Raw genomic sequence first — 15,439 nt, forward strand, 5'->3', positions numbered from 1 at the left:
TTTAGTCCTTTATCATGTAGCCGATTCCTCTAACTGCAGAAATTAGGGAGGGCTTGGATTCATCTAGTTTTTTTCTAATGTATCTGACATAAACATCTACAGTGTTCGTATCTCCAAAGTAATCATATCCCCATACTGCCTCGATAATCTGTTCACGAGACAAGGCTTGATTCTTATTATTCATAAGATACAACAGAACATCGAACTCTTTTTGAGTCATATAGACCGCTTCACCACTACTGAACACTTCTCTAGACATAGGGTTAATTTCAATATGTCGGTGCTTTATAACTTCTGATTTAGTCTCTGTTACAGTCGTCGATTTTAAGTGTACTCTAATTCTCGCGAGAAGTTCTTCAACTTCAAATGGTTTAGTCATATAGTCATTGGCACCTGAATCCAGTCCGCTGACCTTATCCATTACTGCATCCCTTGCAGTGAGCATGATGACTTTAATTTTTTCATCTTTTAGCCGTATCCGTCTCAATACTTCTAAACCATTTAACTTTGGAATCATTACATCAAGGAGCACTAGGTCAAACGCGCCATCTTCATATTTCTCTAAAGCTTCTTTCCCCGTATATGCTATTTCAGTTTTATAGCCTTCGTAGTCCAGCTCTAGTTGAATCACTCTAGCAATCTTCTCATCATCTTCTACAATCAATATTTGCTCCATGATATCCCCTCACAGTTCATTCTTACGGTCATTATATCATGTTGACTATGAGTAAAAATACGCCCATATGGGCGTATTTCTTAGTCTTCTACTTCAGTTACTTCACCAGTTTTAGCATTGATTTTAACTTCATAGTCACCGATTTCAAAATCGTATTCGAAGTCATCAACATCGTAATCCCATTCTGTAATTGTGCCATCTACTTCACTTTTAGCAAGCGCCTTAGCATCTTGTAGTGATAGAATCTTTACATCCTGAGCTTTCTCAACTCGTTTGAAGTCATCGCTATCATCGTCTCTTTCTTCATCTATAACCTTAAGATCATTGACATTGTATTTAACTTCATATTCATCATTTTGGTTTACAAGTGTCACTTCGTAATAGTGTTCACCTTCATCTTCTTGGTAATTCACACTCTCTAAGATGCCATCAAATTCTTCTTGGGCTTTCTTCACAGCATTGGCAACTTTGTCGCCTTCAAATGCATCTTTTAATGCAACTTGATTCGTATTTTCGTTGTTTGATTTAGAAGTCTTTTCTGCCGCTTGGACTTCATTTCTATCGTCACGGTCATCGTCATCTCTTTCATCTGCTTCGTCTCTGTCGTCATCGTGGTCGTCTACATCAAGATCGTCCTCTATAATACTTAGGTCATCTGCCTTAACTTTAACATCAAAGTCTTCACCGTTATTTTCAATTTCAATTTCGTAGTAATATTGGCCGTCATCTTCGTCGTATTCGACTTCTGTCACCTTACCACCGTATTCTGCTACCGCTTTATCTGCTGCCTTTTGAGCTTCTCCACTTAGTTGCTCTTGGTTATCGTCGTCATCCCATTCCATATCATCCGCATTAACATTTGTTGCTCCTAACACTAAGGCTGAAACTAATGCGCCACCTACAAAGATACTTTTTGTCAATTTCATCTTCAGTCATCCTCCATTTTTTTCCGATTTCATATCGGTTGTTTAACTTTCTGACTTTAGTATAGACAGACTAAACTAAGGGTTAGTTAATCAATTCTTAAAGGATGATTAAAAAGTGTTTGAACTATTTTAATTGCTCTAAAAGCGCAAGTGCTCTATCATCTCCTGCTTTCTTTAGCGTCCTTAAAGCACGCTTTATAATAAAAGGGTTAGTCTTCTCGAAATGTTCACTTATAAAATTAGTGACAGCTGTCTCATCGTATTTAGATAGATCATTAAGATGATTACCAACTGATTTTTCAACGTAGCGTGATGAGTCACTTAAAAATGGTTCCAATAGTTTTAAATTCTCAGTGACGTCACCTTTTATAAAGTCTAGTTTTTTGGCCCAAGGTAAGCGTGGCCGAGTACCCTCAGTAACTAAGCGTCGAAGATGTGCGTTTTCATCATTAGCCCAACGTCTGAATACCGTTTCAACTCGCTCGTAGTCATCTCTTATAAAAGGGCGTATGGCAAATTCAGCAGTATCTCTTTTGGTAATTTCTTCTATAGTTTTAATAGATTGTTCAAAATGATCTTGACCATACATTTCTACAAACTTTGATAAGGCTCTGTAATAGTACATTTGTTCAAACGGGAAATAGAATTCATCGTTCTCTACACCAAGTATCGACATAATAATATCTGTTGCTGCTATATAATCATTTGGTAAATAATTTTTTAGTTGCCTGCTAAACGCTTCAATCCTTTCAGACATTCTCTTATTTCCTGTTTCCTTAACTACATCATCAATAAAGTTCGCTCTATCAAAAGCAGGGTAGACTTCACTAATATGTTCGGCATACAGTCTAGCTAAGTCTTCATTAAAATAATCTTTCATTACTGGTCGCTTATACATAATCTCTCTCCTTATAATAAAAAGGAGCCTCAAAAGAGACTCCTTTTTTTATTTATGGTCAATATAACGGAATATGCCGAGACCCTTACTTCCGATTCCACCATGCACTCCTAAAGCTGGAGTTAGAAATCCTACTCTACAACTTATACCCGGATACATATTTTCAAATCGTTTTTTTAGTTGGTGAGCTTCTTCAGAGATATTACCATGCGCAATAGCAATCTTGATTTTTCCATTGAACTTATCCATCGCTTCATCTATTAGTGATTCCCACAATTTAATAACTTTACTGTTCGTTCTTACCTTATCATATGGTTTTACGCTGCCATCTTTAGCAAAGTGAACAATCGGCTTAATTTTAAATAAGCTACCAATAAAGGCACTCCCTGCGCTGAGACGCCCACCTTTAACAAGATAGTTTAAGTCATCAACGGCTAGATATATTTTTGTATCTTCAACTAAATCACTTATTTCTTTAGCCGTTTCTTCAACGCTTACACCCCGTTCAATTAAAGCGATTGTTTCAGCTAAGAGATGTTCAATAATGAATGATGTCCCATTCGAATCGATAAGATGGTAATCGAATTTGCCTTCTTCCTTGTATTCTTCTAAAACCATTTGTGCACTTTGATATGTGCCACTAATACCACTACCGATATGAATTGCAATTACAGTATCATAGCCTTTTTTTACTATCTCATCACAGACTTCATAGTACTCACCAACTTGTGGTTGAGATGATTTTGGCAATTCCTTTTCATTAGCAAGTCGTTGATAGAATGATTTCAAGGCACTTTCATCCGTAGTATCCTTAAAAACTGAGCCATCGCTAAAAGTAACCGATAGATGAACCTGAAATACATCTGGATGGTTACTTAACTCTTCTGACAGGCTTGCAGTACTGTCTACAATATAGGCAATTTTCATTTTTTTCCTCCTAGAATCCGTACATTTTACTATAGCTTATTATATTAGATTCAGTATTATAAGTATATTAAAAACAGTCCACTACAAAATCGTTTATATTGCATGGACAACTTTCTAATAATTATGTAAACTCAAGTATATGAATTAGCATACACAAATACCTACATAACAAATGGGAGGGTTTTTATGACAGAGAAAAAAGGGTTTTTTCAGAAATTACTAGACACATTAGAGCGTCTCGGAAACAAGCTTCCGGACCCATTCGCATTATTTTTAGGATTAGCATTTTTAATCATTGTTATTTCTTGGATTTTCAGTTTATTCGATGCGTCTGTTATACATCCAGGTAACGGTGAAGAACTACCGATAAATAGTTTAATTTCAGGGGCAGGTCTTCAGTTTATACTCACATCCATGCTCGAGAACTTTACAGGGTTCGCACCACTTGGACTGGTACTTTCTATGATGCTTGGTATTGGTCTTGCAGAGAAAGTTGGTTTACTAGATTACGCAATCCGTAAAACCATACTCAAGTCACCACCATTCCTAGTAACTTATACAGTAGTATTTGTGGGTATCATGGGTAACTTAGCATCTGATGCTGCTGCTGTTATTATCCCACCCCTTGGTGCACTTGTTTTCTATAAACTTGGTCGTCATCCACTAGCAGGTTTAGCAGCTGGTTTTGCCGGAGCTGGGGCTGGTTTTACGGCCAACCTTTTCATCGCTGGTACCGACGTTCTTTTATCAGGTATTTCAACAGAGGCTGCACGTTTGATTGATGATTCAATCGTTGTTACACCTGTAGACAACTGGTACTTCAACATTATCTCAGTATTTATGCTAACAATCATTGGTGGTCTTTTAACTTCTAGATTTGTTGAACCACGGTTAGGTCAATACACAGGTGAAAGTGTTGAGGAAGAAAATGAAGAAGAATTACCTAATGCCAAAAAAGGCCTGATCGCTGCATTAATAACAGGTCTAGTATACTGGGGCATAATTATTGCTGTCATCTTCCTGCCTAACAGTCCTTTAACAAATGAAGATGGTGGTATTATTCCATCTCCATTCATAGACGGTATTGTTCCAATCATACTTATATTCTTTATTTTAATTGGGCTTGCCTTTGGTATTACAACTGGGAAAATTCGTTCAACTAAAGATGCAACACATTACATGACCGAATCAATCAAGGACATGGCTGGTTATATCGTACTTGTATTCGCAATTGCACAGTTCATTGCTTACTTTAACTGGTCAAATTTAGGAACATGGCTTGCTGTAAATGGAGCTGAATTCTTAGAAAGTGTTGAATTTACCGGTCTCCCATTAATCATTGGGTACGTTATCTTCACAGCCTTATTAAACTTCTTGATTACATCAGGTTCTGCAAAATGGGCAATCGAGGCACCAATATTTGTACCGATGTTTATGCAACTTGGTTACGATCCGGCCTTTACTCAAGCAGCTTATCGTATTGCAGATTCATCTGTAAACATCGTTACACCACTATTCCCATACATGGTTATCATTTTAGCCTTCATGCAGCGCTATGATAAGAATGCGAGTATTGGGACGTACATGTCACTGATGCTACCATACTCATTAGTATTCTTATTAGCATGGATTGTTTTACTAGCTATCTTCTACTTCACAGGATTACCACTCGGACCTGGCGTATCAGTATTTCTAGAAGACCGCGCACAATAATCTTAGGAGATGAATAACTTTGGTATTAAAAGACAAACTCATTCAATGGCGTCGTGATTTTCATCAACACCCAGAACTCGGTTTTTTAGAAATGCGTACCGCTTCAATTGTCGCTCAAACGCTAAATGAGCTAGGCATTGATTTTGAAATTGGTACGTCTGTTATGGATCCTAATTATGTTATGGGTAAACCAAGTGATGAAGAAACAAAAGCGCATTACCTATGGGCGAAAGCACACGGGGCCGTAGAAGTATATTTAGATGACCTAAAAGATGGATATACTGGAATTGTTGCAACTATTGATACGAACAAAGCAGGTCCAACGACTGCTTTTAGAGTCGACATGGATGCTTTACCAATCTACGAGGCAGAACATGACAGCCATGTACCTGTTAAAGAAGGCTTTCGTTCGATTAATAATGATATGCATGCATGCGGCCATGATGTCCACACATCCATTGGACTTGGTCTTGCTACACTTGTCCAAGAAAGAAAGGACGAATTGTCTGGTATTATAAAAATCATTTTTCAACCTGCCGAAGAAGGCACGAGAGGTGCAAGGTCAATGGCTGAAAAAGGAATCGTTGACGATGTTGACTACCTCATCGCCTCACATATAGGCACAGGTGTTCCAATGAATCATTTCTTAGGGTCAAACAATGGTTTTCTAGCCACAACTAAAATCAATGTAACATTTAAAGGTGTGTCAGCTCATGCAGGTGGCAATCCAGAACAAGGTAAAAATGCGATGTTAGCTGCAGCAAATGCTGTCATTAACTTAAATGCAATTCCTCGCCATTCTGAAGGCGCAACACGCGTGAATGTTGGTGAATTACACGCAGGTAGCTCACGTAATGCCATTGCTGATTTTGCCTCTTTAAAAATGGAAATTAGGGGGACTACTTCTGAAATTAACGACTATATGAGAAGCTACGCAGAGTCCATTATCAAAGGAGCAGCTGAGATGTTTCAGGTTGAATATACACTTGAAACTGTCGGAGAAGGCAGAAGTGCTAAAGGAGACACTACACTTGCTGAAATCGTGACCCAGGCAGCTCAATCAAATGGTTTAGAAACAACAATTGAAGAAGATAAACCGAGTGGTAGTGAGGATGCAACGTTTCTAATCAACCGTGTTCAAGAAAAAGGCGGGCAAGCAACATACTCTATTTTCGGCACAGAATTAAAAGCAGGCCATCACAATGAAAACTTCGACATAGATGAAGACAGTATGTTACCTGCTGTGAACACACTTTTTGATACTGCAAAACGTTTATCTACTCAATAATACACACCAGATATAGGGCAAAATCTCATGGTTTTGCCCTTTTTCACGTTTATTTTTCCTAAACAGGGCTATCTATATTATAATAATTAAATTTTTATCTACGTTCATGATTCACACTTTTCGTCTAGTGAGGTTGAAATTGTTAGTGTAGATTGTTATTATTTATCATTGTTAATCAAAAACCAAGGAGTGATGTAATGGCTAATCAAACGCCATCTTCGGAAAAGAACAAAGGAATGTCTCATGTATTTCTATATGCCGCTTTAATCGTCGGTGCCCTAGTTGTCATCGGTGCAATTTTCCCGGATCGTTTCGGTGATATATCTGGTTCCATTTCCGGCTGGGTAACAAGTTATTTTGGCTGGTATTACATGATATTAGTGGCTTTAATCGTTATGTTTTGTATTTTTCTTATCTTCAGTCCAATCGGAAAACTAAAGTTAGGTAAACCTGATGATGAACCTGAATTTAGAACAATCTCTTGGATTGCAATGCTCTTTAGTGCTGGTATGGGTATCGGACTTGTATTCTATGGTGCCGGAGAACCAATCGCCCATTACCTTTCTCCACCAACTGCAGACGGAGAAACTACTGCAGCACTTGCAGAATCAATGCAATCTACTTTCCTACACTATGGTATTCACGCTTGGTCAATATATGGAATCGTCGGCTTATGCTTAGCCTACGCGAGTTTCAGAAAAGGTGAAGTTGGATTACTTTCTAAAACGCTCCGACCTCTATTTGGTGATAGAGTAGATGGCTGGTTAGGCGTAGTAATCGATGTCCTTGCTGTTTTCGCTACTGTAATCGGGGTGGCCGTATCTCTAGGTATCGGTGCCATTCAAATTAATGGTGGCTTAAATTATCTATTCGGTTTACCTGTCAACTTAACAAGTCAGGCAATTATTATTGCTTCAGTGACTGTGCTCTTCCTATTCAGTGCTTGGAGTGGTCTGAGTAAAGGAATTCAATATCTAAGTAATACAAATATGATCTTAGCAGGTATCCTTTTTGCAATTATTTTAATTGTCGGGCCAACTATGATGATTTTAAACATCATGACAACAAGTACTGGTGGTTACTTAAGCTCAATCGTTACCAATACGTTTGATGTTGCACCACTCAATCCTCAAAAACAAGACTGGCTTAGTTCTTGGACTATTTATTACTGGGGTTGGTGGATGAGTTGGAGTCCATTTGTCGGTATCTTTATTGCACGTGTTTCTAAAGGCCGTACAATTCGAGAATTTATCATTGCAGTACTACTCGTTCCAACTGTAATTGGTATTATTTGGTTCAGTGTATTTGGTGTCACTGGTATTATGGCTGGTGTTAATGACGACCCAGGAATTTTTGAAATGGCAACAGAGGTTCAACTTTTCGCAGTGTTTGACACCTTGCCATTAGGATGGTTATTGTCAATTGTCGCTATCTTACTTGTATCAATTTTCTTCATCACATCAGCAGACTCGGCAACCTTTGTATTAGGTATGCAAACGTCACATGGTAGTTTAAATCCAACTAGTATGACTAAAGTGATTTGGGGTATCTCGCTTTCTGCTATTGCATTTACACTATTAGCTGCAGGTGGAGAAACTGGACTGAATGCCTTACAATCTGCCGCAATTATATCTGCACTACCATTTAGTTTTGTATTAATTGGTATGATGCTCGCATTCTACAAGGACGCAAACAACGAACGTAAGTATCTCGGACTTTCTATCACACCTAGTAAAGAAAGACTTGAAACCTACAAAGAATCTTCTCATGAAGAATATCTAGAAGAACTCGATGCTTATGCTGAAAAAGATAAGCCTAGAGGTGTGTAATATAAAGAAAAAAGGCTTGATTCCAAAATGGAATCAAGCCTTTTTTGTGCTATTGCAATTTACCTTGAGCTGCGATGTCTAATGTGTCGACAACTTCACCGTCTCTTAATAGATATGCTTTATGATAGAGATTCGATACTGGGCAGATATGGTTCGGTATGATGCGAACTTTATCACCAATATTGATTGCTTGGTTAAAGTGTTCGTTATATATAATCGCATGTTCATCAAACACACCGCGTACATGTACATCGTCGTATTCTTTGACCTTACCAAATCCTGTAGTTGTCGTTAGCCCTTTACTTCTAGACTGAGCAGTTAGACCTTTTGCACCAACATCTGTAATCACTCGTTCTTTAGTCGGTTTAGAGATTACAGTTGTCAGTACACTAGCGGCAGAATGTTCGTAAGTGCCTAACGCGTTAGATTGTGAACAATCCATTAAAATATAGGTGCCTGGTCTAATCTCAGTGACACCCTCAGGAATATCAAAACCGAACATGAATGGTGGTGTTGAGCCAATGCTCACTGTTTCGAGTTCAAAGCCCATCTCACCTGCAATGTCGTTGAAGTATAAGGTTCTTGTTGTTGCTGTATTAAACACATCAAGACAATCCGCCTGATCTACTGCTTTGTAAGTATGGCCATCGTGTGAGAATATCCCTTTTAACTCAATGTTATTTGACGCTTTTATTTCATGAAGTAAAGCTTTATAATCATTGACCTCAATAATACCAGAACGCTCTTCTCCAACTTCGATTTCGATTAGAATCTGAGCTTTTTTCTGAGCACCCTCAAATACTGTTTCAATCTCTTTAATGTGAGCAATACTATCTACCCCAAATGAAATATCAACAGTTTCTGCAAGTTTTTTTATTCTTTCAAGTTTCTGTTTACCCGCAACTTGATTTGCAATAAAAATATCCTTAATACCATAGACCGCCATGATTTCCGCTTCAGCAATTTTAGCAACCGTAATACCCCTCGCACCACTTTGTAATTGCTTCTGTGCAAGTTTAGGCATCTTATGTGTTTTTGTATGCGGTCGTAAACTCACATTTTGCTTCTTTGCATAATCACTCATATAAGCTAGATTTTTCTCTAGAACTGCTTCATCTATTAAGAGTGCAGGTGTATCGATTTCTTGATAATTCATTAAATCTCCCCCTTATACTAAATATATACCATCTTATTCATCATTACATAGAATTTGACCATTATGATGATGATGTTTACATTCCACTTGTAAAGTAACATGACTGATATTTGAGTCTTTCATCTTTTCTTCTATATCATTAATGATTGCTTGAGTTTCATGCACATTTAAGCTGCCATTGACTACAATATGTCCACTCATTGCATTAAAACCGCTCGTAATACTCCAAATATGAACGTGGTGAATATCTTCAACACCATCTACGGTTCTTACCTCTTCTAATAAATGATTCAAATTAACGTCATGTGGCACACCTTCCATAAGGACATGTAGAGATTGACGAAGTACTCTCCATCCGCTGACAGTAATAATAACAGCAACAATTACGCTGGCTAAAGGATCCATGAATCCCCAATCCAAAAACATAATGGATAAGGCAGCAACAATTGCTGCGACAGAGCCAAATAAGTCACCGAGCACATGTAAGAATGCGCCACGCATATTGAGGTTATCATGTGTATCTCCAGACATTAAAATCTTTGCAACAATTAGATTCACTATAAGACCCATTATTGCAATGACTAGCATGCCCGTTGACGCTACTTCTGGTGGATTTATAAAGCGATTAATTGCTCCGATAAAAATTGCGATGGCAATAATAATCAAGGTTGCTCCATTGAAAACCGCTGCAAGAATCTCAAATCTCTTGTAACCGAATGTACGCGCTTTGTCCGCTTTTTTCTCACCAAATTTAAAGGCTAATAGTGCGATTAATAAAGAAAAAGCGTCACTTAACATATGACCAGCATCACTTAAAAGTGCCAGACTGTTCGTAACAATACCTCCGATAACTTCAACAATCATAAACACTCCGATGAGAATTAAACTGATCGTCAGTGCTTTTTTATTCGCACCATGAGTATGATCATGATGTCCGTGATTATGATGATGATCACTCATAATATCACTCCGCTTCTTGGGATTTTTTGCTATCTATTTACTATTTCTGGGTGTATTATAGGCATATCAATACTTTACCACATTTTAAAAGGTATATAGGTGTATAAATTATGAAACAAAAATATCAATTATATCTACTTTACAATAGTATTTTTCTTGTCTTTTTAGGTATCAGTTTAGTAATTCCAGTTCTACCTTCAATAATGAATGAACTTAATATTTCTGGTGCTGGCGTCGGTTACTTAACAGCCGCATTTGCAATGACCCAACTGATTTTTTCGCCTTTTACTGGTCGTGCAGCCGATAAGTTTGGACGGAAAATTATCATCGTTATCGGAATGGTCATTTTCGCCTTTTCCGAACTATTATTTGGACTTGGAACGACAATAGAAGTCCTTTTCATTTCAAGAATTTTAGGTGGCTTAGCAGGGGCATTTATAATGCCAGCTGTCACTGCATTTATTGTTGATTTAACAACAGATCAAAACCGTGCAAGAGCACTTGGCTATATGACCGCTGCTTTAAATTTCGGTTTTATAATTGGACCAGGTGTTGGTGGTATCTTAGCGGAAGTCAGTACACGTCTACCATTTTTCGTCGCTGCCGTACTTGGTATCATCAGTGCAGTTACAGCAATTTTTCTATTGACCGAACCAAGAAGAAAAACTGAGGTCGCAGCAGAGAAAACCGAAGTTAAGGCGAGCAACTTTAGAACAATCTTAACTCCAGTATTCTTTATTGCTTTCTTAGTTATCTTTGTTTCTACATTCGGTATGTCTGCATTTGAATCATTCTTTAGTCTATATTTCGATAGAAAACTCGGCTTTACACCGTTTGATATTGCAGTCGCAATAACTGGTGGTGCTTTGATTGGTGCAATCGCTCAAATTATCTTTTTTGAACCACTTGTTCGTAAGTTTGGAGAAATCAATATTATCAGGGCATCAATCATTTATTCAGCCTTCTTGGTATTTATTATTACCTTTATGGAATCCTACTGGGCAATCATGGCCATTGCTTTTATTATCTTTGTAGGTTTCGATTTAATCAGACCTGCAGCTACAACCTTCCTATCACATATAGCAGGAGATAACCAAGGCTTTGCTGGAGGAATGAACTCATTTTTCACTTCACTTGCAAATGTTGTTGGTCCAATTATCGGTGGTATTCTATTTGATATTAATTTAGATTTACCGTATTACTTCAGTGCAGTTGTTTTAGTAATCGGTTTTCTTATAACAGTAATATTTTGGCGAGACCCTCGAAGAATATAGTGGTACTAAAGTCTGAATTACGCGTCAATCGCTCAATCTCGCGTTATAACACTTTTAATTTTGATTCGCATTATGTAATAATTAAGAAGATGAAAGTTGTTATGAGATTTCTCACATATTTTGGAGGGTTATATAAATGAAAGATGAAATTACAGATATAACAATTATTGGCGGTGGACCAACAGGTCTATTCTCTACATTCTATGCTGGAATGAGACAGATGTCTGTACGCTTAATCGATAGCTTACCTGAATTAGGTGGACAGTTAACTGAACTTTATCCGGATAAATATATTTATGATGTCGGCGGATTTCCAAAAATCCTCGCCAAAGATCTTGTGAATAATTTAGTGGAACAGGCGAAATACGCTGAACCTGATTTTCATTTAGGTGAAACTGTTCAATCATATAGAAAAGAAGATGATCACTTTGTCCTAACAACGGACAAAGGTGAATATTTAACACGTACAATTTTGATTACAGCTGGTGTCGGCGCTTTCCAACCTAGAAAACTTGGTCTAGAAAATGAAGTAGAATTCGAAGGCGCTTCCCTACAATATGCTGTTCGTGATTTAGAAAAATTCAAAGATAAAGATGTCGTCGTTCTTGGCGGCGGTGACTCAGCACTTGACTGGGCACTCATGTTAGAAAAACTTGCTAAATCAGTCACACTTGTGCACAGACGTGAACGTTTTACAGCACATGAAACGACAGTCCAACAAGTTAAAGACTCCAGTGTAACAGTTAAAACATCTCTTAATGTAACAGAAATTAAGGGTGATGCAGGTCAGATTGAAGAATTAGTTTTAACGGCTAAAGATGGTAGCGAAGAAGTAATTCAAGCAGACCAACTTATCGTTAACTTTGGTAACATTTCTTCACTAGGACCACTTAAAGATTGGGGTCTAAAGCTGGATAAAAACTCAATCGAAGTAGATGCTCACATGCAGACAAACATCGAAGGTATCTTCGCAGCAGGAGATGTCACTACCTTTGAAGGTAAAGTTAAACTAATTGCCACTGGATTCGGTGAGGCACCAGTCGCAATTTCATACGCTAAATCTTCATACGATGCTAAGTCTCGTATCCAACCAAAACACTCTACAAGTGTCTTCAAACAAAATTAATTACACAAAAGCACGGTCATTTGACCGTGCTTTTTTCATGTGAAACATCATCCAAATATTCTTAGACCAACGACAGCAATGACAATGATTGAAAGATACATTACACGCTTATAGCTCGCCGATTCTTTATAAAAAATTATACCTACTAAAGCACTACCAATTGTGCCAATACCAGTCCATACTGCATAAGCGACACCAAGCGCAATTGTTTCCATTGCGAGACTTAATAATCCCAAGCTAATTGGAAAACCGATACATAGTGTCAACCAACCGCGTATCTTCTTACCTTGACCAATCCATGTCATACCAGTAACACCGGCAACTTCAAAGAGTCCAGCAAATATTAAAATAATCCAACTCATTTCGCACCCTCCTCATGATCCGTTACCGTTTTAAGGCCAATTACACCAAAGATTAATAAGGCAACAAAAAAGATGACTGTCAGGCTAAAATCCTCACCAAATATAACAATGTCTACAACAACTGTCCCAACAGCACCAAGTCCTGCAAATACTGCATAGACTGTACTTGCTGGTAGTTTAGTAGAAACATACACTAAAAGTAAAAAGCTCCCGACGACACCTAAACCTGTTAAAGCCCATTCATACCACGTTACTGCATACTTTAATCCACTTGCCCAGCCAATCTCAAAAAGGGCTGCTAATACAACTAATAACCACATACCAATGCTCCTTTTCTTTGTTTTAGAGCGAAAAAAGCCTGGGAGAATAACATTCGTTACTCTCCCAGGCTTTTGTCCCTCCGTGTACCGGATAATCCGGCGTTTTCTCTCGGTCCAGACTTATTTTCATAACGGAACCCTAGAAAACTTTTTTAGAATTCATTTTATAATAATACATCGTGAATTTTTTGTCAAACTTCTATGATTCCATAATGAAACTTACTCGATTTTCTTTTAACTTGTTCAAAGCCTAATGCTTCAAACCTAGGACTTCTGTAGTGATCTTTAAGAATCACTTTTCTTTTTGCCACTCTCTGTGCCTCTTCTACAGCTTTAGTAGTGAGACCTTGATTTGCTACAGTAGCAATAGCCTGTATTCCTTGTGACTCCTCTATTTCTGTTGAAAACATCGGGTCGAAATATACGATATCTATACTAGAATCCTCAAGGTTTTCTAAATATTTTACATGATCACTGTGGATGACTTCTATTTGCCTCATACTGCTTATAATTTCATCTAAGTGACTTTTATATTGATTCATTCCTTCTTTTAACATGACATAGAGTGAAAAGTCTTTCTCAATGGCATACACTTTTCCTGTCTGACCAACCGCCATTCCTGCAATAATGCTGTCAGCTCCGAGGCCTGCTGTACAATCAAGAAAGGTCATTCCCTGCTCTAGCTTCGATGTTTCAACTAAGGCATCTACTTCACCTTTAATGATGCGTTTCGCTCTAACCATAGCAAAGTTTGGGTGATAGACAATCGGTTTTTCTACGCCTGACAGCTTAATACTGATACTGTCTGAACTTACAACTAGTATATCGTCGTTATATCGTTCCTCTATGGCTGATATAGAACGTTTCTCTCTATTTACAAATACCAGTTTGTAACGCGTAGCGATATCTATTGCTAGCGCCAAAGTTTCCTGTGAATAACGACCTGCAGTTGTCACAATCATCCCTAAGACCCCTATCGAAATTGTTTATGTATGTATTTTATCATGGTAATATATTTTTATAGTACTAATAACGAAAAGAGGCTATCCAATGACATTAAAACAAAAGCTAAATGCTGAAGAAAAAGAATCGTTAATTGCCAAACTAAAATCTCGTTTTGATACTCACCAAGAAAGACATGAGTCTTTATCATTTGAAGATATTGAATCTCGTCTTGACGACAAAAAACTTGTAACACTTTACAACATGGAAGTCACTGAAGGTGAACCCGATGTCATTGTTTTAGACGGTGAGCTCCATTTTGTAGATTGTTCTAAAGAGAGCCCTAAAGGTAGACGTAGCGTTTGCTATGACCGCCAAGCTTTAGAAGCGCGTAAAAAGTATAAACCTGATAACTCGGCTGTCGATCTCGCTAATGAGATTGGTATAGAGATTCTAAGTGAAGATGATTACAGAACCCTACAAGAAGTTGGAGAATTTGACCTTAAATCATCTAGTTGGATTGTTACACCTGAAAAAATCCGTTTCCTAGGTGGTGCACTCTTCTCTGACCGACGTTACGATAGTATCTTCGTATACCACAATGGCGCAGATTCGTATTATGGCGCTAGAGGTTTTAGAGGAAAACTTAAAATATAAAAAAGAGGGAGACTCCCTCTTTTTTCATTTGTCATCAATTATTTCTTTTAAGACTACAGCTTGATTGTGATGTTCATCTTTTGCTGCATATAAAAGTGTCACATTATGACCATCTGAGTCATTCCGAATCTCAGCGATAAGATCTCCCTTATCCTTCAACTCTTCTTCATATTTCTCTTTAAATTCTTTCCATTTATCTACATCGTGATTAAACCATTTTCTAAGTTCAGTAGAAGGTGCCAATTCTTTATACCATTCATCGAGTTCTAAATCTTCCTTCTTAATGCCTCTTGGCCAAACTCGGTCTACAAGAATTCTTTTACCGTCTTGGGTGGAAATATCATCATACACTCTCTTTAGTTTTAACATATGACTACCAACTCCT

16 protein-coding genes and 1 riboswitch are annotated in these 15,439 nt (G+C 37.7%); of the genes, 6 read left to right on the forward strand and 10 right to left on the reverse strand.

The annotated features are described in order from the left end of the window. Window position 1: 1 nt before the first annotated feature. The 4 genes from JEM45_RS06640 to JEM45_RS06655 all read right to left on the reverse strand — a co-directional run bounded on the left by JEM45_RS06640 (window position 2) and on the right by JEM45_RS06655 (window position 3,427). Entirely contained in the window at window positions 2–676 is a 675-nt protein-coding gene (locus tag JEM45_RS06640) for a response regulator transcription factor (RefSeq protein ID WP_166626285.1), read from the reverse strand. An 80-nt stretch (window positions 677–756) separates the two neighbouring features. Next, a complete protein-coding gene (locus JEM45_RS06645; RefSeq protein WP_166626286.1) occupies window positions 757–1,602 on the reverse strand; it encodes a PepSY domain-containing protein in 846 nt (281 codons plus the stop codon). 124 nt (window positions 1,603–1,726) lie between these two features. Continuing rightward, window positions 1,727–2,500 carry a DNA alkylation repair protein gene (locus tag JEM45_RS06650; protein WP_166626287.1) on the reverse strand — a complete coding sequence of 258 codons (774 nt, stop codon included), beginning with the start codon at window positions 2,498–2,500 and terminating at the stop codon, window positions 1,727–1,729. Between the two features lie 48 nt (window positions 2,501–2,548). Next, window positions 2,549–3,427: a DegV family protein gene (locus JEM45_RS06655; RefSeq protein ID WP_166626288.1), complete on the reverse strand. Its 879-nt coding sequence runs from the start codon at window positions 3,425–3,427 to the stop codon at window positions 2,549–2,551. A 186-nt stretch (window positions 3,428–3,613) separates the two neighbouring features. Between JEM45_RS06655 and JEM45_RS06660 the strand changes: the two genes are divergently transcribed. The 3 genes from JEM45_RS06660 (at window position 3,614) to JEM45_RS06670 (ending at window position 8,257) form a co-directional block, all read left to right on the forward strand. Beyond that, window positions 3,614–5,140: an AbgT family transporter gene (locus tag JEM45_RS06660; RefSeq protein ID WP_026865850.1), complete on the forward strand. Its 1,527-nt coding sequence runs from the start codon at window positions 3,614–3,616 to the stop codon at window positions 5,138–5,140. 19 nt (window positions 5,141–5,159) lie between these two features. Next, the gene (locus JEM45_RS06665; protein WP_370545353.1) at window positions 5,160–6,428 is read left to right on the forward strand and encodes an amidohydrolase; all 1,269 of its coding nucleotides are present in this window, start codon (window positions 5,160–5,162) and stop codon (window positions 6,426–6,428) included. 197 nt (window positions 6,429–6,625) lie between these two features. Continuing rightward, complete coding sequence (locus tag JEM45_RS06670) at window positions 6,626–8,257, forward strand: BCCT family transporter (RefSeq protein WP_198687143.1); 1,632 nt, start codon at window positions 6,626–6,628, stop codon at window positions 8,255–8,257. Window positions 8,258–8,306: 49 nt separating this feature from the next. Here JEM45_RS06670 and JEM45_RS06675 read toward each other — a convergent pair whose 3' ends face one another. After that, window positions 8,307–9,413, reverse strand: a complete 1,107-nt coding sequence (locus JEM45_RS06675) for an alanine racemase (RefSeq protein WP_198687144.1) — start codon at window positions 9,411–9,413, stop codon at window positions 8,307–8,309. Between the two features lie 33 nt (window positions 9,414–9,446). After that, window positions 9,447–10,373, reverse strand: a complete 927-nt coding sequence (locus tag JEM45_RS06680) for a cation diffusion facilitator family transporter (RefSeq protein ID WP_198687145.1) — start codon at window positions 10,371–10,373, stop codon at window positions 9,447–9,449. Between the two features lie 110 nt (window positions 10,374–10,483). On the opposite strand from JEM45_RS06680, the gene JEM45_RS06685 reads away from it, so the two are divergent. Next, window positions 10,484–11,647, forward strand: a complete 1,164-nt coding sequence (locus JEM45_RS06685; RefSeq protein WP_198687146.1) for an MFS transporter — start codon at window positions 10,484–10,486, stop codon at window positions 11,645–11,647. Window positions 11,648–11,783: 136 nt separating this feature from the next. Continuing rightward, complete coding sequence (locus tag JEM45_RS06690; protein WP_166626293.1) at window positions 11,784–12,773, forward strand: NAD(P)/FAD-dependent oxidoreductase; 990 nt, start codon at window positions 11,784–11,786, stop codon at window positions 12,771–12,773. A gap of 47 nt (window positions 12,774–12,820) precedes the next feature. On the opposite strand, the gene JEM45_RS06695 is transcribed toward JEM45_RS06690, so the two are convergent. The 3 genes from JEM45_RS06695 to JEM45_RS06705 form a co-directional block, all read right to left on the reverse strand. Further along, complete coding sequence (locus JEM45_RS06695) at window positions 12,821–13,135, reverse strand: DMT family transporter (RefSeq protein ID WP_026865856.1); 315 nt, start codon at window positions 13,133–13,135, stop codon at window positions 12,821–12,823. Next, window positions 13,132–13,455 (reverse strand): DMT family transporter, encoded by a 324-nt coding sequence (locus JEM45_RS06700; protein ID WP_247348499.1) that lies wholly within the window; start codon window positions 13,453–13,455, stop codon window positions 13,132–13,134. The genes JEM45_RS06695 and JEM45_RS06700 overlap by 4 nt, the downstream gene beginning before the upstream one ends. Window positions 13,456–13,514: 59 nt before the next feature. Then, a riboswitch (guanidine-I (ykkC/yxkD leader) is annotated at window positions 13,515–13,609 on the reverse strand. Between the two features lie 37 nt (window positions 13,610–13,646). Continuing rightward, complete coding sequence (locus JEM45_RS06705) at window positions 13,647–14,417, reverse strand: class I SAM-dependent methyltransferase (RefSeq protein WP_198687147.1); 771 nt, start codon at window positions 14,415–14,417, stop codon at window positions 13,647–13,649. Window positions 14,418–14,505: 88 nt separating this feature from the next. Here JEM45_RS06705 and JEM45_RS06710 point away from each other — a divergent pair, with 88 nt between their 5' ends. Next, the gene (locus tag JEM45_RS06710; protein WP_198687148.1) at window positions 14,506–15,054 is read left to right on the forward strand and encodes a DUF4256 domain-containing protein; all 549 of its coding nucleotides are present in this window, start codon (window positions 14,506–14,508) and stop codon (window positions 15,052–15,054) included. A 24-nt stretch (window positions 15,055–15,078) separates the two neighbouring features. On the opposite strand, the gene JEM45_RS06715 is transcribed toward JEM45_RS06710, so the two are convergent. Beyond that, on the reverse strand, window positions 15,079–15,423 hold the full coding sequence (locus tag JEM45_RS06715; protein WP_198687149.1) for a DUF488 domain-containing protein: 345 nt from the start codon (window positions 15,421–15,423) through the stop codon (window positions 15,079–15,081). Window positions 15,424–15,439: the final 16 nt, after the last annotated feature.

It is taken from the genome of Jeotgalicoccus sp. ATCC 8456 (assembly GCF_016313225.1).
GTDB lineage: Bacteria > Bacillota > Bacilli > Staphylococcales > Salinicoccaceae > Jeotgalicoccus > Jeotgalicoccus marinus.